A 17,926-nucleotide genomic window follows, 5' to 3' on the forward strand; every position below is an offset into this window, starting at 1 on the left:
ATCTTTTAATTGTTTATAAACATCTTCCGGATCTAAATTTTTATTCTCGTCTACCTTTACATTCACAGAATATTTCTCTGATATTTTGCTTAAATATACCCTTTTAATTCTCCGTCTTGATTTCCGATAACTTTTATATTACTAACTCCCTTTACCGGAGCAACAGCTCCTCTAGGTTTAATTTTCTCCAAAAGTTTTTCAAATCCCTTTAAACTTTTCTTTTTATACTTAGACTGCATTACAATTGTAGCATAGTTGGCTTCGAATTCTTCTGCTTGCTTTTTTGCCACTCTCATTAGCTCATTTTCATATGAATTTGCTTTTTCTACAGCAAGTTCTATTTCAATTTTGTTTACACTATCTAATTTTTTTACTTCATCTAAAAAGTCCCCTCTTAAAAGAGTGCTTACAGAAATATCATATATACCTTTTGCTTGTAAATAACCTTTCCCAAGCTCACTAAAATAACTCTCTACTTTAGAGCGAATAACTTTTGTATCACCTTGTAAAAGCAACAATCCATCAGAGGCTCTTATATAAAAGTAAACAAACCTTTCTTCACCTTCTCTTGGGTCTTTGTCATGATCTCTTTGTGCCAGAGTATCAACATGTCTAAGTTTACCTACATAACCATATTCGGCATATAAAAATCTTCCCACCATATACTTATGTTCAGTATTGTTCACTTTTTCATTAAACTCTTTAATTTCATCAAGCAACATAAACCATCCATTATGTACTTTTTTTATATCATTTTTATTTCTGGAAGTTATGTCATCGATCATACCTTTAAAATTGCAGTAATTCCAGAAATCACTGTATGTTTCCTTTCCATCTGGTGATTTTTTCAACTTTTGAAAATCAATTTGATAAGCATAAAAATTTCTTTCAGCCACAATTATCCCCCTCATTACTCCTTCATATATTTATTAAAGAAATTTGGACTATGCAATATTGCCTGATTTACAAATTTAATCAAATTTTATCACTATACATTTGTCGGATTTTATCGAAATTAGTCGAGTAGCGCTAATTTTTATAATAAAAAAGACACCTATACAGGTGCCTCTTCTTTGTACACTTCGATTCGTAGCGCGAAGGCCAGCTTATAAAACGCCTTTTCCCTCACTCGATAGAACGTCGATTCACTAATCCCCATCTCATTGTACACATCGTAGTCATAAGGTTCGTCTAACGTCAAATACCGCTTCACGATCAGTTCGCGCTCCAGCTTGTTCAACCGATTCACCGCGCGGCGTATTCTCTCCATGTACTCGTCGCGCTCGCGTTCAAAATCCACCTTGTCAATCACTGCTGATTCTGTAGATGAATGAAAAGCATTGGTGTGAGCAGGAGGAACAAGTGAATATGTGGCTGTTACCTTTGGCAATCGCTCCTCTGGAATCGTAAGGAGATAGAACCGATATTTCTCCAGGGCAGCTTCAACAGCTTCCTTCGTTTTTTCACGATCGATTTCTGGGAGCTTGAACGACAACTGCTTTACCACTCGGACCCCTCCCGTGTGTTATAATGTAATTGACCCCTCTTTTCTAAGATGGGAGAAGTCCTGGCTTTTTTATTTTTGTATTAAACGCTTCAATAGTGGAAATAAATCTTAGTGGAACAAGGTCAATCTCCCCGCTCGAAGACTCGTATTCCTGTAGAATGACCTTGTTCCTTTTTAAGCCTATAACCTTGGTTCCTCCGCATCCAATCTTCGAATGAGCTTTTTCAAGTCCTCAATTAGCATGTCTTTCGAATAAACATCATCGTTCATGATTTTGCAAAGAATGTTTGTAGCCATTAGTTTTAGTTCAATAAACGCGCATTTATCTTCCCAGCTGTATGCCATTGTTATCACCTCATGGTTAGTATGAGGCGTAATAAACAGAACTATCGTTTTGTTTCCTAAATGTCTTCTTCAGCTTCTTCTGCCCCCTGATTCACACTTGTCACCGCCCATGTCAGCGAAATGCTAAACTGATTCATCATTTTTTTCATTACCTGGGCTGTTTGTCTTATACAGGCTCGCTATGTTTTACATAGGATGTACTATCCTTTTAAATCAGGAGGTTTACAAAATGTCAGATGGCTTTGGCTTTAGATCAAACTTTGCTTTAATTGTTGTGCTGTTTATCCTTTTAATTATTGTTGGATGTAGTTGTTTCTTTGGTGGTTTTGGTGGTTACTAATCTAGAATCCGTTTAAAAGTTTTATAGGGCGGATCATTATAGATCCGTCCTTTTTCATCTGCATCCACTTCTCGAAACTCCGTAAACCAGTGTAACGGGAAGCAGCCACCCAACCTTTTTAACTCCTTATCGTAATAAAAGTACGCATGTGTTTTTTTTGGCTGTAAATCATCCATCCCTAGCGCAACATGTTTGTATCCACGTTTCCTCCAAACGAGCTTTGTATTGTAGCCTTTTGAATTGTCCAATACAGGGATAGAGCTTGGTGGCACGAGAGAGCATGTTTGCGTCACGCGTGGCAAGAATTCGTCTGAAACCGTCAACATATACATGCGATATTTCTCAAGCGCTGCCTCAACAGCCTCTTTGGTCTTCCCCCCGTCCACATCTCGTAAGAATGACATCTGTTTGTACTTTACCACCCGGACCCCTCCCGTGTTATAATTTAGACTGTGTGCGAATTGCCTCTTTTTTCATCCTGGCCGGGGAGAAGCCCGGTCTTTTTTTACGCCTCATTATATATTCCCCATAATAAAGTAGGTCTAATATACCACAAAACCAAGCTCCATCACTTATAATAGTTCCATTTTCCTGTGTTAATTTAACTATTAAATTGCTAATATGAATTTTGTGTATCGACAATATTCGACAATTCGTCAAAATAGATGGAGGTGTACAATGCCAAAAGCAACAGTCCTTATTGCTGATGATTCCATGTTTATGAGGAACTTAATCAAAGATCTTCTGTCTCGTCATGGTTATCAGATTATAGCTGAGGCGTCTGATGGTTACAATGCCGTAGCTCTTTACGGAGAAAAACATCCTGACATTGCGATTTTAGACCTTATTATGCCTAAGATGAATGGCCTGCACGCCCTAAAACAAATCCTACAAATTGATCCCAACGCTAAAGTTGTCATGTGTTCCTCAATGGGGCAAAAATATCTTACTATTGAGGCGCTCCAAATTGGCGCTAAAGATTTTGTTGTTAAACCATATATTAATGAGTTAGTCTCTGCTCTTAATAATTTGTGCAACCAAAAAGAATCAAAATAAGCTGTTATTCCTGGTATACATCCACGCCTCTTTTTCATATTTTTTACAAAGCAATGAGGGGGGAAGACGATAAAATGGCCTTTATTGAAATCTTCGGATAGTAGTTGTCGATAATCTTAAGCATAAGTTTTCTTATCTCCGTAAAATCGCTTCTTAAAGATCCTAATAAAGAAGACGCCCCCTCAGATCAGTAATAAATGTCTTTAATTATTCAATTTATTAGGTTTCTCTGGCCCGATTAACTTCGGGTCTTACAATTTTTTTGCACACTTGAGATTCTATATCATGCCGTTCTGTTCTTTCCTCTTCTGCAGTATGAAAGTCAGATAATGCTCCCGGATCCTCGCTGCTGTTTTGGGCCCGATCCCCGGGATCTCTTCCAACTTGCCGAGCCACTCCATCATCAATTGCGTGTCTAATTCATTTTGCTGTTTGGCTCCTGCTTCAAATCCGCGATTCCATGCTGTCATTACATGCGGATGAGAGGGAGAAGAAATTTTCTCCCTCTCACGCTTGATTTTGCGCAGTGATCTACTCATTACATCACCACTTTCCAGCCTTTCTTTAATCGGCTGTTCAACTCACATTTTTGCAACGGCTCATATCGGTAGACAGCCTGTCCGTCTTCACGTCGAAACAACAGATACCACCTCAACCGGCGCTTACGCTTGCTCATGACATATATTCACCACCTGTTTCGTCTCACAATCTCAAACACTCTTTCCTGATCCTCAAGCGATCTCCATACCCAATGACGTCCTTTTTCCTCATCGCGTTCAAACCAACGCGTCACAAAATCTCGCCTGCGTGTATATCCGGCACTCACACGGCCGTCACGGTACAACTCTACGCGCACGCATTCATATTGATCGCCACGGCGAATAATTGCTGAATAATCCTCGCCCCAGTCCCAAACGAATTCCTTTGCATATCCAAGTGCTTCCCATCCCGGAAAAGCCCCCTGTATCTTGTCCAAAATCGCGCTATTGGCTTGTTGCCCATTCTCAATGAAATCGAAAATGGTCAACTGATTCATTTTTCGTTCAACCCCATCAACTCTAAGAGTCTTTCCAACTTCATCACCACAAGCCAGTCTTTCCGGTCTGCTTTCAAAGCCAGCGCGTCCGGCTTCTCTCGTTCATCCTCAAGCCATTTGTAGAGCGTCTGGAAGCCGTTTTTCCTTGCCTTTACCTCGAATCTCAGTCCTAATCCTTCCACATCATTCCCGAATCGACCACCCGCCGCCCCACTCAAAGGGATTCGTTCCCCTTGAATGATTTTGGCGAATTCACGTTCTCTGCGTTGTCCTTTGTTTCGTGATTTTCGTCCGCTCATTGCTCCCTCCGTACCTTATCCAAAGTCTTTATCTGCCCTTCTAAGGCGTTTTCCTCACCTTCGGGTACTTTCCTATTACCCTCGCAAGAAAAACGTCGTATAAGCCAAAATACACGGTTTACGAGTGTGTTAATTTTTAAGCCTCATCAGTGCAAGGATATATTTCAGTCGATCATAATCCAGTTCCCCGATCTCACGTCCTTCATACTCGTGTATCCCCATCTCGATAAGCTGGTTGATGACATGTTGGCGTTTAAGATCTTTCATGAACTGCACCTTTTCATAGAGAATACCCAACCTGATCACCTACTTCCCAAACTACATTCTCTGTGATTCCCAATCGTTCATACGCCTCCGCCAATCGCTTGCGAAACACCTGCATCTCGTGTTCGTGCTCTCGCCGGGCCTTTTCTGCGTATTCGCAGTCGCAGGATGCCACTAACCATGCTCCGTTCATCACTCTTGTGTATAGCCGCCCCGTTCCGTCGCATTTCACGCACATGTTTTATGCTCCTTTCAGCCGGAAATCTTCGCCTTCTACTTCCAAGAGGTATGAACCGCACTGCCCGAGCAGCCGACTGGCAGCTGCATAGCCGATTTTTTCACTCAATGTCCCTCGATCCTCATTGCTGTTGAACACGATTGGCTTTTGTTTTCTGTAGCGTTCGTTAATGATCTGATAGTACAGAGCTTCTTTCGCCTCCGACCATTTCGCTTTGCCAATGTCGTCCCAAACCAGCACATCCGCGTTGATTGCTCCGTATAGCAGTTGGTTCAACGTCTCGCCTTCGTCGTTCATCATCTTGGCTTGAATCAGCTCGTCCATGAATGCGACATCTGAAACGACGAGTACATTGAATCCGTCTTTGATCAGCCGTTTGGCTAGCGCAATTTGCAAATGCGTCTTCCCTACCCCAAAATTGTTGTGCATTTGTTTCATTTCAGCCCGTTTGCCAGCCGGAAGCTCTCGTAATCGCTGCTCCCCAACAAATGCGATAAAGCCAAGGTTGTGCCTCGCAATCACTTTTTCGCCGTTTTCCTTCTTGAACTCATTCATATATTCAAGTGTCACATCATACATCGATTGCTGATACTTCGTCACTCGCTTGAAATTCTCGAAATTCGCATGAACAAATTCATCGGGAATGAGTGCCTGCTTGAACCGCCGTTTCCACGCCTTCCGTTCCCGGCATTCGCAAGGTCGGGCGAATTCATAACCACGCTCGTCTCGATAGAAGAGGAATTCGGTATCTTTGCATTGGGAGCACTCATAGTTATCCCTTCCACCCCCAAGCTCGTCTGGCCGCTTCGGCTTCTCGGAGGATTTGTTCATATGTCTTTCCGCCTTCTGCTGAAGGTCGGCTAACACCTCGGTAATGCTTGCGAATCGTCGTGCCATCCGTACCCTCTCCCTCTTTTTGCTCGTGATATTTGCTTAGCAACACTTTGCGCACGTATTCGAAAGAATGAATCTCGTCACCGTTGAATTTCGGTTCATACTCGTCAAACACTTGATCCATCAGTTTGAGAATGTCATCCATCGGGATCTGCTCTTGTAGGAGTTTTTCTATAGCTGCTTCATCTTTAGGAGAAAGTGATAACCCTTTTCCTCTACGCTGGATGTATCTATTGGCAATTAATTGGAATGATTGATCGATTGTACGATCGTTGCCTATATAATCATCATCATCTATTTTTCTATCAGTTATATTTTTTATATCTTTTATATCTTTATTAGATAGGCCAGATGTGGCCGATCTCTGTGACAAAAGTGGCCACTCTCTAGATTCAGACCGGCCATTTTTGGCCACTCTCTTGTCTCCAGATAGGTCAGATGCGGCCACTCTCTCATTTAGGGACAGGCCATTTTTGTCCGGTCTGTTATGATAAGCGAATTTTTTTGATTTCCTAACCCTGTAAATTTCTCCGTATGGTGCTCGAATTGATTCAATATAGCCCTGTTCTTTAAGACGGGTGATATTTCTTCTGACGCTTCGTTCGCTTGAGCCCAAGTCATCGGCGATTTCTGCCAATTTCACTGGCCTTCCGCCGAGCACGATGCCCAACGTTTCTCCTTCTTCCTGCACTTCCTTGGTTACTTTGGAGATAAGCCATAAAAACTCCCATATGGCTGGTCCGATCCGTTCTCGGTGTTCTGGGGTGAGAATTCCCGTATAAACAGGGAAATAAAAACTGTCGGGCATCGTATCACCTCGGCTTTTCTATTTCTTGAAGCATATCGCAAGCTCGTCAATTACACGCTTGACGGTAAATCCCGGGTATCTGCGCATATACTCTAGTACCAGCTGTTTGAAATGCTCCTCATCCTTGGCCTCCTCCCAGATCCATCTTGGGAGGAGGACCTTATATGTGGGCTGATTATTCAGCATCGAAGACGATCTCCCCTTGTTGAGGCGTCTCTTCTTGCGGCTGCGGATCGATCACCTCGTATGCCTCGGCTTCGATGTAGTCAACTGGTTCCGGATCAGCTGTGATGTCCTTCTTCACTATCTCGTCTTGCACAACAGCTTGCTGGATCTCAATAGAAATCGGTAGGTACTTCCACATATGTCGGATGACAGTCTTTTTCGCCATTTCCTCGTAGTCTGTGACCCATGGACCATTATTCGCCGCTTTAGAGCGCTTACGGCGTTTCTCAATCTCCTCTTTTGACATAAATTCAAATTGATAGCCACCGTCCTTGAAATGAGCGACCGCGTAGGCTCCGATGAATTCACCACGATCTCCACTCATACAAGGCTTATGTCTTAATTTCGGCTCAAGGCCCAGTTCATAGTCGAATTCATCATTGGAGTACACTGCATGAGCGTAGATATTCACGATCTGCCCCGACCGACGTGCCAAATCAATCATGCCTTTATAGCCAATGATGAATTGAACATCTGTTTGACCTGTCCGTCCATTTTTGAATGGCACTAAGTAGCAATGTCCGATGAGTCCTGGCTCTAAACCAAGCTGCGCTGCTTGCATAACCGCGCCAAGAAGAGAGGGAACTGAACATTCCAACAGTTTCGGATTGGTTCGAATCGTCGTCAACGCAATGCGCGCCATCCGATCGGCATCCATGTGTTTCGGCAGGGCTTTTTCAATCTCCGGGCCCATCTTTTTCAGATATGCCGCAATCGTTTGAGCTGGAGAAGGAGGAGCCGTCTCTGTTTTCTTCGCTTTGTTTGCAAGCTGATTTTTTAAAGATTGATTTGTTGCCATACATATGACCTCCCTTATTTAATTGCAAAACGACGAGATATAGATGCTTTAGTCACTTCTTGATAAATGTCCGGATACTTCGCTTTGAGTAATTTCGTATCAACGCGATGACTCACAATGTTTTTCCACGTCACCACGCGATCTCCGGCAAATGCTCGCTCGTACTCTCCTAACATCGCCTTAAGCTGATTCTCTGCTTCCTTACGCCGCTCAGCTGCTTCTGCCTCCTCTTGTTTGGCCTGTTCATATTTAGCGATCAGCTCAACAGCGCCCGGGGGAAGCTGGATCTCTTCGTCAAACTTGGCTGTCGGGTACAGTGCTTTCAGCAAATCACTAGACGCCTCTGATCCATCGAACATCGGCGGATTTTTCTTCAGTACGTGATTGTTCCAAAAGTCTGATTCGATCTGAATGAGATATTGAATGATCTCTTCATCACGCTCGATTTTCTTGTAGATGAACTTATTTCCACCAATGAGAACTGCAATCCACCAAGAATCAAAACCTGTGACGGCCATGTAATGCTGACATTGGATGAGATACTGTGCCGGAACCTCATTGTCTTTCCATTCCTCTTTAAGGTGTTCGCTGGCCGTTTTACACTCAAGTCCCTCTTTTCGACCAACAATAAGACGGTCAACGTTTGCTAACATATGAGAGTGTTCTGGATGCTGCAGAATCGCATTTCTGCGTCGCACTTTGAGACCTGTTCGTTTGCTAAATTCTTGAGCAACGACATCTTCAAGCACTGTTCCCCAATACGCGGCTTCACTGTTCAAGCTTTCTTCCGAGGATTGTCCGATTTTTTCGAAATACACAGCCACAGGAGATTTCCATTTGTTCAGCCCAGCAATGGCGGCCGCATCCGAGCCGCCAATGCCTTTCTGTCGCAACCGCAACCATTCAAGATGATCCATGTTTGCCGTTTCTGCTAAGACGATCGGCTTCATCACAGGATCACCTCGTCGTAATCGGTAATTTCAAGGAGGTGCTCTCCTAAACAAACGGCATCGCAGAACAACTCGCCCTCAAATTGAATCGCTTCGCACCCCTTATATAATTCAGCACCGCAGTGCCGGCACTCACCGGCTATTTTGTATGATTGACGCAAACCGTAAGCAAAACGATCAAGATTCATAACTGATTACCTCCCTTGTATTTGGAAGGTCGGTGAAATATAATGGAATTGGCGAGGTAATATTCACCGACCTCTTCTTTTGGTCAAACGGTTCTGTTCCCCAAGCAGAACCGTTTTCTGTTTTTCCATTGCCGATAGGCTTCATTTTCAAGCAACCAAAAACGTTCTTCCCAGGACATCTGCAACCATTCACGAACTTTGATCATCATGACGACATCTGGCCGCACAAACTCTTTCTCACTTCGCGAGTTTTCCACACACGCGACCAAACCTGTTGTGCCCCTGCTGCATCCCCACTGGCTTCAATTACTTCCGATAGGCCAATCAGAAAGATCTCCTCTCGTAGCAACTGCTTATATCGCTTTTTGCGAAATGTTTCTCTGTTTTGTGAAAACACCATTTCACCTCCTTTTGAGACTGAATCGATCCGGATATTTCTTCATCGCCCGGAGCACCGTACGGAGCGTCACGATGCTCTCATGGTTGATTTTTCCGTCTATAAATGTCATCTCTACGATGATGTTTCTATCGAGGTCCAACAGGCTGATCATGTACATCGGTTCTGTTACCGTTTCAAACTCCATCATGGTTACCTCGATCAGCTGAACATCTTTGTAACGACTTGTGATTTCACCAGCAACACACGCCGGCAACTCATCAAACGATAGTTTTTTGATTTGCATGAGTGTCCCCCTTTTTCGCGAATATTTCTCGAAAATGCTTTTGCAAAAACTCCTCCATCTTCGAAGCAATGAAGCACCATCGCTCACCTTTTCGCTCCGGGTAGTACACGAAACCGCCGTTTTCAATGTCGAGCATCGATTTATAGCGAGGATGCAAGAGGATGTTCTCTTTAAGCCAATCCTCGCTGTATCCAGTTCGTTCCTTGAGGTCTTGCATGGACCACCAGACTTTGTTTTTCACTTCCATCCCCCTCACCTCCTTTCAAGCCGTTTCTTTCTTCAGCAACAACCGGAACGTCTCTCGTCCTTTTGGCGTGATTAGCGTCTGAACGTCTGCCTTTCCGTTTCGCTCCCACTCTTTCAACTCGAACAGTTCTGGGATATATGCCGCGTAAGGTTTGAGTTTCCCTTTCTGATCCCGATATACAAATTTATTTTGAAGAAGCCAGTTGATGAAGAACCGTTCTTTGACTTTCAACTCTTTCGCTGTGTCGCGAAAATTCGTCAAAAGGTTTCGAGCGACTAGGGCATCAAAGTAATCCGCTTTCGCCTTCATCGCGGCGATTTGTTCGTTTTGTCGCCGCACTGTTTCTAGTACACCACGAAACACCATCTTTGTTTGTTCGTCCACGAACGGAAGATACGTATTGATGAACATTTCATCATTCGAAACATATCCCCCAGTTTTACGGATGGTTGGGAGGACTTCATGTGTCACCCAACGCTTGAACTGCTTTGCTTCGGGTTTACGACTTCTCAAAACCAAGTTGTAAAGTCCAGCTTCATTGACACACAACATTTGTTGTTTTCCTCCAAGGGTGTCGGTTAAAACTACACCCTTTTCGTCTTCATCTAATCTCCCTAAGGCATCGCGACTGTTTTTGATATCGAGAACACTGCACACATCTTTTGCGATAAACCAAACTTCACCGTTTTTGATGATTGTTCTAACCTGTGTTTCACCATAAGTGAAAACTTGCGGGTTCATTTCCCTTCTCCCTTCCAATTATCATTGACTGCATGTAACGGATCATCTAAAAAAATATATTCTTCAAAGTCTAAACCATTTTCATCGCAATACTTTTTAAGTCTTCCTAAAAACTTTGGTCCTGCCATACTCTTGGAATTTAGAACCCTGTACAAATGGGCAACATCAAGATTCAGCATTCTAGCGAATTTGCGATATCTCCCATTTGCTCTTTCTTCCATTAATACTTTCACCTTGTCTTTGTTAACGTACACTTTATCACTCCCTTCCGAGTGTTGTATGTAGTCAATATTGTTTTCATGTAAAATATAACATCTATTATTACATACAGTCAATACTTTTTATGATTTTTTACTTTTCGTTGTTTACAAACAACAGAATATAGATATAACATTGATTTTAGACAACAAAAAAATGGAGGTTAGATACATGTCTTTTGATAAGCAAAGATTCGCAGAGCTACTGGAAAAGGCAAAAGGGAATAGGTCAATAAACCACTATGCTCAAAAATCAGGTGTTACATCCGCTCATATATCAAGGTTACTCAGATGCTTATTAGACAGCCCTCCCACACCTCAGACAATAAAAAAGTTAGCGGATCACGCTCACAACGGAATTACTTATGAGGATCTAATGCAAGCCGCCGGATATATCGCTGACGATACTAAAGAACATCTACCTACCCTAACGGATAAAGACGAGCGCGACATCCAAAAGGAGCTGGAAAAGATCATCAAGGGGCTCAAGACAGGAAGCGGTTTCGCTGCATTCGGCGGAGTGGACATCGACGAACTCGATGAAGAAGATCGGGAACTACTGATCGCATCTCTGGAAAACTCGCTCCGCCTCGCTAAGCGCATCGCAAAACAAAAGTTCACGCCAAAGAAATACCGTCAATAACTATCTCTAGGGGGGTTCGCTATGGCTGAGAAGATCAAACAGATCGTAGAGAAATTAGTCAACAGGCACGGCACGAACAACCCCTTTGAGATCGCATCACAGAAAGGCATTGTGCTGTTGTTTGAGCCGCTTGGCGGGACATACGGGTATCATCATACATTTCGCCGGATTCAGATCATTCACATCAATTCAGAGTTGGACGAGCCGATGAAACGCTTTGTATGCGCGCACGAGCTGGGGCATGCAGTTCTGCATCCCGAACTTAGCACATCTTTTCTAAGGAGAAACACACTTTTCTGCATGGATAAAGTGGAAAGGGAGGCGAATGAGTTTGCCGTGGAATTGCTTCTGTCGGATGATGTGCTTTATACATATCGCGGTACTGATGCAACCATTTATGAAGCCGCGGCGGCGTATGGAGTCCCTGAGGAGGTGGTGCATCTAAAAAAATTTTGACCTCAAACCAAACATACATTCTGCATAGGGAGGGAGAAGACATGGCCAGCATCCAAAAAACCAAAAGCGGCTGGCGCTATCGTGTTTCCTACAAAGAAAACGGAAAATATAAAACGAAAACGAAAGGAGGTTTTCGGACGAAGAAAGAAGCGGAGCTTGCGGCCGCTGAATTGGAGAAACAACTTCACAAAGGCTATGATATTAATGCCGCAGATCAGCTTTTCCCTGAATATATGCGGAATTGGTTCGAGCTGTACAAAAAGGGGAAACACAGTCCAGAGCATGATAAAAATGTGGAATACTCCGTTCAGCTAGTCGAGGAATACTTTCCAGGGGTAAAGATGAAAGAACTCACAAGGGATATGTACCAGAAGTTTATTAATGAAATAGCGGAAACGAGAACGACTGAAACCGTCAAAAAACGTCATACTTACATCAAAGAATGCATTAAAGCTGCCATCGAAGAAGGAGTGATCATTCGCGATCCTACCTATAAAGTGGTGGTGAAAGGGAAGAAAAAAGGGAAAGACGAGGAACTAAAATATCTAAACTATCAAGAAGCGAAACAATTGATTGCCGAAATCAAAAAAGATATGCGCCCGAAATATATTTCACGGTATATTATCCTCTTCGCCCTGGCAACTGGCGCACGTTTTTCGGAAATATTAGGGCTCACATGGGACTGCATTGATTTCAAAAACAGAATGGTGACGATCAATAAGACTTGGGACTATAAATTTACGAATGATTTCGCCGATACGAAAACCTATTCATCGAAGCGAACCATAAAGATCGATGAAGACACCTGCAAAATATTGAAAGAACTGCGGAAAGCACAGAATGAGGTGGCCATGAAAACCGGATTGAGGAACGAGAAAAATCTTGTTTTTGTGAACACGAAGATGGAGTTAGTGTCCAATAACGCTGTTAACAAAACACTAAAAACGCTGTGTAGAAAACTTGGTTTAAAAGAGGTGACGATGCATTCCTTGAGACATACGCACGCTTCGATGCTGTTATACCGGAAAGCAAACATCAAATATATCTCAAAGCGTCTTGGCCATAAGGATATAGGGATCACATTGCAGACCTACTCGCACATTTTGGACGAGCTGGAACAAGCGGAAAATATGCTCCTCGATCAAATCATGGATGATCTATATCATGCAAAATAGCCGTGCAAAATTCGTGCAAAATTTTTTCGGATTCTATCGTTTTTTTCGGGATTTCCTGAAAATGAAAAACGACCGCAAACGCGGTCGTATCAAGGCTTCCACGACTTTTGACCGTGGGCTATCGAATTCCAAGGATGCCGATGGTGGGAGTCGAACCCACACGGGGGGCTACCCCACACGATTTTGAGTCGTGCGCGTCTGCCAGTTCCGCCACATCGGCGCGACATTTAACATTATATCATATCATTATTAGCTTGTCAACACTTTTTTATTAAGTGGAGGCGGCACCCGGATTCGAACCGGGGGTAAAGGTTTTGCAGACCTCTGCCTTACCACTTGGCTATGCCGCCTCGATCGAGAGCGGAAGACGGGACTCGAACCCGCGACCCCCACCTTGGCAAGGTGGTGTTCTACCACTGAACTACTTCCGCATGATTGGCTGGGGTAGCTGGATTCGAACCAACGCATCACGGAGTCAAAGTCCGTTGCCTTACCGCTTGGCTATACCCCAACACTGAAGGCAAAAGGGCGACTAGTGGGAATCGAACCCACGCATGCCAGAGCCACAATCTGGTGCGTTAACCACTTCGCCATAGCCGCCATAATGATCGTCAGAATGGCAGGGGCAGTAGGAATCGAACCCACACCGGAGGTTTTGGAGACCTCTGTTCTACCATTAAACTATGCCCCTTCATTATGGTGGAGGGGGACGGATTCGAACCGCCGAACCCAAAGGGAGCGGATTTACAGTCCGCCGCGTTTAGCCACTTCGCTACCCCTCCACGGAATGGTGCCGACTGCAGGACTTGAACCCGCAACCTACTGATTACGATTCAGTTGCTCTACCAATTGAGCTAAGTCGGCATATAAATCATAAGATGATTATATTCTATTTATTTAGTGGTGGCTCGGGACGGAATCGAACCGCCGACACAAGGATTTTCAGTCCTTTGCTCTACCGACTGAGCTACCGAGCCCTATGTAATTTTTTTATTTCATAGCTTTGAAATGATGGCGGTCCCGACGGGACTCGAACCCGCGATCTCCTGCGTGACAGGCAGGCATGTTAACCACTACACTACGGGACCATTTTGGTTGCGGGGGCAGGATTTGAACCTGCGACCTTCGGGTTATGAGCCCGACGAGCTACCGGACTGCTCCACCCCGCGACGATTGAAAGTGGTGGAGGATGACGGGATCGAACCGCCGACCCCTTGCTTGTAAGGCAAGTGCTCTCCCAGCTGAGCTAATCCTCCACAAAGAAGTGACCCGTACGGGATTCGAACCCGTGTTACCGCCGTGAAAGGGCGGTGTCTTAACCACTTGACCAACGGGCCATGTTTTGATAAGTGGCGGAGAGCAAGGGATTCGAACCCTTGAGGCGCTATTCACGCCTACACGATTTCCAATCGTGCTCCTTCGACCACTCGGACAGCTCTCCAAGGTGGCTCCGCAGGCAGGATTCGAACCTGCGACCAATCGGTTAACAGCCGATTGCTCTACCACTGAGCTACTGCGGAATGGTTATCTTAGTTAGCTTTCCTTTAGACATTTATTATTATACTGATTAATGTTTATCTGTCAAGCATTTTTTTCATTCCTTCAAAACTAGATAACCGTTTGGTGGGAAGAAGCCTCCGCTTTTCGTACTGTCTAGCTCCGGCCGCCATCGGCTCGCGACGCTTCGGTCCTGCTGTGGCGGCGACAGCCTCCTCGCAGGCCCTCCAGCGCGTCTCGCCGATAGGTGAGCGGCCTCCGCTTTTCTAGGTTAAGCCCTCGATCGATTAGTATCCGTCAGCTCCACGTGTCGCCACGCTTCCACCTCGGACCTATCGACCTCGTCATCTTCGAGGGATCTTACTCGCCTAACGCGATGGGAAATCTCATCTTGAGGGGGGCTTCACGCTTAGATGCTTTCAGCGCTTATCCCTTCCGCACATAGCTACCCAGCGGTGCCCCTGGCGGGACAACTGGTACACCAGCGGTGCGTCCATCCCGGTCCTCTCGTACTAAGGACAGCTCCTCTCAAATTTCCTGCGCCCACGACGGATAGGGACCGAACTGTCTCACGACGTTCTGAACCCAGCTCGCGTACCGCTTTAATGGGCGAACAGCCCAACCCTTGGGACCGACTACAGCCCCAGGATGCGATGAGCCGACATCGAGGTGCCAAACCTCCCCGTCGATGTGGACTCTTGGGGGAGATCAGCCTGTTATCCCCGGGGTAGCTTTTATCCGTTGAGCGATGGCCCTTCCATGCGGAACCACCGGATCACTAAGCCCGACTTTCGTCCCTGCTCGACCTGTCCGTCTCGCAGTCAAGCTCCCTTGTGCCTTTGCACTCTCCGAATGATTTCCAACCATTCTGAGGGAACCTTTGGGCGCCTCCGTTACCTTTTGGGAGGCGACCGCCCCAGTCAAACTGCCCACCTGACACTGTCTCCCACCCCGATAAGGGGTGCGGGTTAGAATTTCAATACCGCCAGGGTGGTATCCCACCGACGCCTCCACCGAAGCTGGCGCTCCGGCTTCCCTGGCTCCCACCTATCCTGTACAAGCGATACCAAAATTCCATATCAGGCTGCAGTAAAGCTCCACGGGGTCTTTCCGTCCTGTCGCGGGTAACCTGCATCTTCACAGGTAGTATAATTTCACCGGGTCTCTCGTTGAGACAGTGCCCAAGTCGTTACACCTTTCGTGCGGGTCGGAACTTACCCGACAAGGAATTTCGCTACCTTAGGACCGTTATAGTTACGGCCGCCGTTTACTGGGGCTTCGGTTCGCACCTTCGCTTGCGCTAAGCGCTCCCCTTAACCTTCCAGCACCGGGCAGGTGTCAGCCCCTATACTTCGCCTTTCGGCTTCGCAGAGACCTGTGTTTTTGATAAACAGTCGCTTGGGCCTTTTCACTGCGGCTCTTCGGGGCTCATCACCCCAAAGAGCACCCCTTCTCCCGAAGTTACGGGGTCATTTTGCCGAGTTCCTTAACGAGAGTTCTCCCGCGCGCCTTAGGATTCTCTCCTCGCCTACCTGTGTCGGTTTGCGGTACGGGCACCTCTTCCCTCGCTAGAGGCTTTTCTTGGCAGTGTGGAATCAGGGACTTCCGGATCAAATCCGTCGCCATCACAGCTCAGCCTTTACGGCCAGCGGATTTGCCTACTGGCCAGCCTTACTGCTTGGACAGGCTCTTCCAGCCGCCTGCTCACCCTATCCTCCTGCGTCCCCCCATCGCTCAAACGGGAAGGAGGTGGTACAGGAATCTCAACCTGTTGTCCATCACCTACGCCTTTCGGCCTCGGCTTAGGTCCCGACTAACCCTGAGCGGACGAACCTTCCTCAGGAACCCTTAGGCTTTCGGCGCAGAGGATTCTCACCTCTGTTTTCGCTACTCATACCGGCATTCTCACTTCTAAGCGCTCCACCAGTCCTTCCGGTCTGGCTTCGATGCCCTTAGAACGCTCCCCTACCGATGACCAACGGTCATCCCGCAGCTTCGGCGGCACGTTTAGCCCCGGTACATTTTCGGCGCAGAGTCACTCGACCAGTGAGCTATTACGCACTCTTTAAATGGTGGCTGCTTCTAAGCCAACATCCTGGTTGTCTTCGCAACTCCACATCCTTTTCCACTGAACGTGCACTTGGGGGCCTTAGCTGGCGATCTGGGCTGTTTCCCTCTTGACCACGGATCTTATCACTCGTAGTCTGACTCCCAAGGATAAGTCATTGGCATTCGGAGTTTGACTGGGTTCGGTAACCCGATGAGGGCCCCTAGCCCAATCAGTGCTCTACCTCCAAGACTCTCACCTTGAGGCTAGCCCTAAAGCTATTTCGGGGAGAACCAGCTATCTCCAAGTTCGATTGGCATTTCACCCCTACCCACACCTCATCCCCGCACTTTTCAACGTACGTGGGTTCGGGCCTCCAGCCGGTGTTACCCGGCCTTCACCCTGGACATGGGTAGATCACCTGGTTTCGGGTCGACGACGACGTACTCAAACGCCCTATTCAGACTCGCTTTCGCTGCGGCTCCGCCTCTTCGGCTTAACCTCGCACGCCATCGTCACTCGCCGGTTCATTCTACAAAAGGCACGCCATCACCCATAAACGGGCTCTGACTACTTGTAGGCACACGGTTTCAGGTTCTCTTTCACTCCCCTTCCGGGGTGCTTTTCACCTTTCCCTCACGGTACTGGTTCACTATCGGTCACTAGGGAGTATTTAGCCTTGGGAGATGGTCCTCCCTGCTTCCGACGGGATTTCCCGTGTCCCGCCGTACTCAGGAGCCGCTCGGGAGGGAACGAAGTTTCGACTACAGGGCTGTCACCTTCTCTGGCCGGCCGTTCCAGACCGGTTCGTCTACCCCGTTCCTTTCTCACTCCCATCTGAGCGGTCCTACAACCCCAAGAGGCACGCCTCTTGGTTTGGGCTGTTCCCGTTTCGCTCGCCGCTACTCAGGGAATCGCATTTGCTTTCTTCTCCTCCGGGTACTAAGATGTTTCAGTTCCCCGGGTGTGCCCTCCATGCCCTATGGATTCAGGCATGGATCCTGCCCCATTACGGGCAGGGGGTTTCCCCATTCGGACATCTCCGGATCAACGCTTGCTTACAGCTCCCCGAAGCGTTTCGGCGTTTGCCCCGTCCTTCATCGGCTCCTAGTGCCAAGGCATCCACCGTGCGCCCTTTCTAGCTTAACCTACAGCGCGTTTCGGCTTCTTCCTTATTGTCTAGCTTCGGCGCCTAGCTCTCTTCCGCCAAATAACCTTCCCCCCCTTGGGG

General features: G+C 46.3%; 20 protein-coding genes, 15 tRNA genes and 1 rRNA gene. 5 read left to right on the plus strand and 31 right to left on the minus strand.

Going from position 1 to position 17,926, the window contains the following annotated elements; translation table 11 throughout:
* Positions 1–89: 89 nt before the first annotated feature.
* Positions 90–896, minus strand: coding sequence for a DUF4747 family protein (locus tag IC804_RS06540; protein WP_190300670.1), 807 nt, complete (start codon positions 894–896; stop codon positions 90–92).
* Positions 897–1,054: 158 nt separating this feature from the next.
* A complete protein-coding gene (locus tag IC804_RS06545; protein WP_081157682.1) occupies positions 1,055–1,507 on the minus strand; it encodes an ArpU family phage packaging/lysis transcriptional regulator in 453 nt (150 codons plus the stop codon).
* 574 nt (positions 1,508–2,081) lie between these two features.
* Here IC804_RS06545 and IC804_RS06550 point away from each other — a divergent pair.
* Complete coding sequence (locus tag IC804_RS06550; protein WP_081157681.1) at positions 2,082–2,192, plus strand: YjcZ family sporulation protein; 111 nt, start codon at positions 2,082–2,084, stop codon at positions 2,190–2,192.
* On the opposite strand, the gene IC804_RS06555 is transcribed toward IC804_RS06550, so the two are convergent.
* On the minus strand, positions 2,189–2,596 hold the full coding sequence (locus tag IC804_RS06555) for an ArpU family phage packaging/lysis transcriptional regulator (RefSeq protein WP_190300696.1): 408 nt from the start codon (positions 2,594–2,596) through the stop codon (positions 2,189–2,191). The two genes, IC804_RS06550 and IC804_RS06555, sit on opposite strands and share 4 nt — an antisense overlap.
* Before the next feature lie 274 nt (positions 2,597–2,870).
* Between IC804_RS06555 and IC804_RS06560 the strand changes: the two genes are divergently transcribed.
* Positions 2,871–3,248, plus strand: a complete 378-nt coding sequence (locus IC804_RS06560) for a response regulator (RefSeq protein WP_081157557.1) — start codon at positions 2,871–2,873, stop codon at positions 3,246–3,248.
* A gap of 278 nt (positions 3,249–3,526) precedes the next feature.
* Here the strand turns inward: IC804_RS06560 and IC804_RS06565 are convergent, their stop codons facing one another.
* The 12 genes from IC804_RS06565 to IC804_RS06620 all read right to left on the minus strand — a co-directional run bounded on the left by IC804_RS06565 (position 3,527) and on the right by IC804_RS06620 (position 10,874).
* The gene (locus IC804_RS06565; RefSeq protein WP_081157558.1) at positions 3,527–3,787 is read right to left on the minus strand and encodes a hypothetical protein; all 261 of its coding nucleotides are present in this window, start codon (positions 3,785–3,787) and stop codon (positions 3,527–3,529) included.
* Between the two features lie 146 nt (positions 3,788–3,933).
* Positions 3,934–4,284, minus strand: a complete 351-nt coding sequence (locus IC804_RS06570; RefSeq protein ID WP_081157559.1) for a hypothetical protein — start codon at positions 4,282–4,284, stop codon at positions 3,934–3,936.
* Positions 4,281–4,583: a hypothetical protein gene (locus IC804_RS06575; RefSeq protein WP_081157560.1), complete on the minus strand. Its 303-nt coding sequence runs from the start codon at positions 4,581–4,583 to the stop codon at positions 4,281–4,283. The genes IC804_RS06570 and IC804_RS06575 overlap by 4 nt, the downstream gene beginning before the upstream one ends.
* 505 nt (positions 4,584–5,088) lie before the next feature.
* Positions 5,089–5,916: an ATP-binding protein gene (locus IC804_RS06580; protein WP_081157562.1), complete on the minus strand. Its 828-nt coding sequence runs from the start codon at positions 5,914–5,916 to the stop codon at positions 5,089–5,091.
* Positions 5,858–6,640 (minus strand): helix-turn-helix domain-containing protein, encoded by a 783-nt coding sequence (locus IC804_RS06585; protein WP_223812940.1) that lies wholly within the window; start codon positions 6,638–6,640, stop codon positions 5,858–5,860. Before IC804_RS06585 ends, IC804_RS06580 begins: the two co-directional genes overlap by 59 nt.
* Before the next feature lie 322 nt (positions 6,641–6,962).
* The gene (gene recT, locus IC804_RS06590; RefSeq protein WP_081157564.1) at positions 6,963–7,811 is read right to left on the minus strand and encodes a recombination protein RecT; all 849 of its coding nucleotides are present in this window, start codon (positions 7,809–7,811) and stop codon (positions 6,963–6,965) included.
* A 14-nt stretch (positions 7,812–7,825) separates the two neighbouring features.
* Positions 7,826–8,761 carry a YqaJ viral recombinase family nuclease gene (locus IC804_RS06595; RefSeq protein WP_081157565.1) on the minus strand — a complete coding sequence of 312 codons (936 nt, stop codon included), beginning with the start codon at positions 8,759–8,761 and terminating at the stop codon, positions 7,826–7,828.
* Entirely contained in the window at positions 8,761–8,949 is a 189-nt protein-coding gene (locus IC804_RS06600) for a hypothetical protein (RefSeq protein WP_081157566.1), read from the minus strand. Before IC804_RS06600 ends, IC804_RS06595 begins: the two co-directional genes overlap by 1 nt.
* A 401-nt stretch (positions 8,950–9,350) precedes the next feature.
* Entirely contained in the window at positions 9,351–9,632 is a 282-nt protein-coding gene (locus tag IC804_RS06605; RefSeq protein ID WP_081157567.1) for a hypothetical protein, read from the minus strand.
* Positions 9,607–9,879, minus strand: a complete 273-nt coding sequence (locus tag IC804_RS06610; protein ID WP_081157568.1) for a DUF771 domain-containing protein — start codon at positions 9,877–9,879, stop codon at positions 9,607–9,609. Before IC804_RS06610 ends, IC804_RS06605 begins: the two co-directional genes overlap by 26 nt.
* A 15-nt stretch (positions 9,880–9,894) precedes the next feature.
* A complete protein-coding gene (locus IC804_RS06615; RefSeq protein WP_081157569.1) occupies positions 9,895–10,620 on the minus strand; it encodes a BRO family protein in 726 nt (241 codons plus the stop codon).
* A complete protein-coding gene (locus tag IC804_RS06620; RefSeq protein WP_008881996.1) occupies positions 10,617–10,874 on the minus strand; it encodes a transcriptional regulator in 258 nt (85 codons plus the stop codon). Before IC804_RS06620 ends, IC804_RS06615 begins: the two co-directional genes overlap by 4 nt.
* 175 nt (positions 10,875–11,049) lie before the next feature.
* Between IC804_RS06620 and IC804_RS06625 the strand changes: the two genes are divergently transcribed.
* The 3 genes from IC804_RS06625 to IC804_RS06635 are packed head-to-tail and all read left to right on the plus strand — an operon-like array spanning position 11,050 to position 13,151.
* Positions 11,050–11,520 carry a hypothetical protein gene (locus tag IC804_RS06625; RefSeq protein ID WP_008881997.1) on the plus strand — a complete coding sequence of 157 codons (471 nt, stop codon included), beginning with the start codon at positions 11,050–11,052 and terminating at the stop codon, positions 11,518–11,520.
* A 21-nt stretch (positions 11,521–11,541) separates the two neighbouring features.
* Entirely contained in the window at positions 11,542–11,976 is a 435-nt protein-coding gene (locus tag IC804_RS06630) for an ImmA/IrrE family metallo-endopeptidase (RefSeq protein WP_008881998.1), read from the plus strand.
* 41 nt (positions 11,977–12,017) lie between these two features.
* Positions 12,018–13,151: a tyrosine-type recombinase/integrase gene (locus IC804_RS06635; protein ID WP_008881999.1), complete on the plus strand. Its 1,134-nt coding sequence runs from the start codon at positions 12,018–12,020 to the stop codon at positions 13,149–13,151.
* A gap of 135 nt (positions 13,152–13,286) precedes the next feature.
* On the opposite strand, the gene IC804_RS06640 is transcribed toward IC804_RS06635, so the two are convergent.
* The 16 genes from IC804_RS06640 to IC804_RS06715 all read right to left on the minus strand — a co-directional run bounded on the left by IC804_RS06640 (position 13,287) and on the right by IC804_RS06715 (position 17,844).
* Positions 13,287–13,371: transfer RNA gene (locus IC804_RS06640), tRNA-Leu, on the minus strand.
* Between the two features lie 56 nt (positions 13,372–13,427).
* Positions 13,428–13,501, minus strand: a tRNA-Cys gene (locus IC804_RS06645).
* Between the two features lie 9 nt (positions 13,502–13,510).
* A tRNA-Gly gene (locus IC804_RS06650) sits at positions 13,511–13,582 on the minus strand.
* A gap of 5 nt (positions 13,583–13,587) precedes the next feature.
* A tRNA-Gln gene (locus IC804_RS06655) sits at positions 13,588–13,662 on the minus strand.
* Between the two features lie 16 nt (positions 13,663–13,678).
* Positions 13,679–13,751 (minus strand) — tRNA-His (locus tag IC804_RS06660).
* A gap of 17 nt (positions 13,752–13,768) precedes the next feature.
* Positions 13,769–13,842 (minus strand) — tRNA-Trp (locus IC804_RS06665).
* 6 nt (positions 13,843–13,848) lie between these two features.
* Positions 13,849–13,933, minus strand: a tRNA-Tyr gene (locus IC804_RS06670).
* 6 nt (positions 13,934–13,939) lie between these two features.
* Positions 13,940–14,015 (minus strand) — tRNA-Thr (locus tag IC804_RS06675).
* Between the two features lie 37 nt (positions 14,016–14,052).
* Positions 14,053–14,128, minus strand: a tRNA-Phe gene (locus tag IC804_RS06680).
* Positions 14,129–14,163: 35 nt separating this feature from the next.
* A tRNA-Asp gene (locus IC804_RS06685) sits at positions 14,164–14,239 on the minus strand.
* A 4-nt stretch (positions 14,240–14,243) separates the two neighbouring features.
* Positions 14,244–14,320 (minus strand) — tRNA-Met (locus IC804_RS06690).
* Between the two features lie 11 nt (positions 14,321–14,331).
* Positions 14,332–14,407: transfer RNA gene (locus tag IC804_RS06695), tRNA-Val, on the minus strand.
* 9 nt (positions 14,408–14,416) lie between these two features.
* A tRNA-Glu gene (locus tag IC804_RS06700) sits at positions 14,417–14,488 on the minus strand.
* A 13-nt stretch (positions 14,489–14,501) separates the two neighbouring features.
* Positions 14,502–14,592: transfer RNA gene (locus IC804_RS06705), tRNA-Ser, on the minus strand.
* 4 nt (positions 14,593–14,596) lie between these two features.
* A tRNA-Asn gene (locus tag IC804_RS06710) sits at positions 14,597–14,671 on the minus strand.
* 244 nt (positions 14,672–14,915) lie between these two features.
* Positions 14,916–17,844 (minus strand): 23S ribosomal RNA (locus tag IC804_RS06715).
* Between the last annotated feature and the right edge of the window lie 82 nt (positions 17,845–17,926).

The sequence above is a fragment of the Geobacillus sp. 47C-IIb genome (assembly GCF_014679705.1).
Classification (GTDB): domain Bacteria; phylum Bacillota; class Bacilli; order Bacillales; family Anoxybacillaceae; genus Geobacillus; species Geobacillus thermodenitrificans.

Coding starts and splice junctions, on each gene's coding strand:
- IC804_RS06550 (WP_081157681.1), top strand. CDS start 2,082: ATGTCAGATGGCTTTGGCTTTAGATCAAACTTTGCTTTAATTGTTGTG.
- IC804_RS06555 (WP_190300696.1), bottom strand. CDS start 2,596: ATGTCATTCTTACGAGATGTGGACGGGGGGAAGACCAAAGAGGCTGTT.
- IC804_RS06560 (WP_081157557.1), top strand. CDS start 2,871: ATGCCAAAAGCAACAGTCCTTATTGCTGATGATTCCATGTTTATGAGG.
- IC804_RS06565 (WP_081157558.1), bottom strand. CDS start 3,787: ATGAGTAGATCACTGCGCAAAATCAAGCGTGAGAGGGAGAAAATTTCT.
- IC804_RS06570 (WP_081157559.1), bottom strand. CDS start 4,284: ATGAATCAGTTGACCATTTTCGATTTCATTGAGAATGGGCAACAAGCC.
- IC804_RS06575 (WP_081157560.1), bottom strand. CDS start 4,583: ATGAGCGGACGAAAATCACGAAACAAAGGACAACGCAGAGAACGTGAA.
- IC804_RS06580 (WP_081157562.1), bottom strand. CDS start 5,916: ATGAACAAATCCTCCGAGAAGCCGAAGCGGCCAGACGAGCTTGGGGGT.
- recT (WP_081157564.1), bottom strand. CDS start 7,811: ATGGCAACAAATCAATCTTTAAAAAATCAGCTTGCAAACAAAGCGAAG.
- IC804_RS06595 (WP_081157565.1), bottom strand. CDS start 8,761: ATGAAGCCGATCGTCTTAGCAGAAACGGCAAACATGGATCATCTTGAA.
- IC804_RS06600 (WP_081157566.1), bottom strand. CDS start 8,949: ATGAATCTTGATCGTTTTGCTTACGGTTTGCGTCAATCATACAAAATA.
- IC804_RS06605 (WP_081157567.1), bottom strand. CDS start 9,632: ATGCAAATCAAAAAACTATCGTTTGATGAGTTGCCGGCGTGTGTTGCT.
- IC804_RS06610 (WP_081157568.1), bottom strand. CDS start 9,879: ATGGAAGTGAAAAACAAAGTCTGGTGGTCCATGCAAGACCTCAAGGAA.
- IC804_RS06615 (WP_081157569.1), bottom strand. CDS start 10,620: ATGAACCCGCAAGTTTTCACTTATGGTGAAACACAGGTTAGAACAATC.
- IC804_RS06625 (WP_008881997.1), top strand. CDS start 11,050: ATGTCTTTTGATAAGCAAAGATTCGCAGAGCTACTGGAAAAGGCAAAA.
- IC804_RS06630 (WP_008881998.1), top strand. CDS start 11,542: ATGGCTGAGAAGATCAAACAGATCGTAGAGAAATTAGTCAACAGGCAC.
- IC804_RS06635 (WP_008881999.1), top strand. CDS start 12,018: ATGGCCAGCATCCAAAAAACCAAAAGCGGCTGGCGCTATCGTGTTTCC.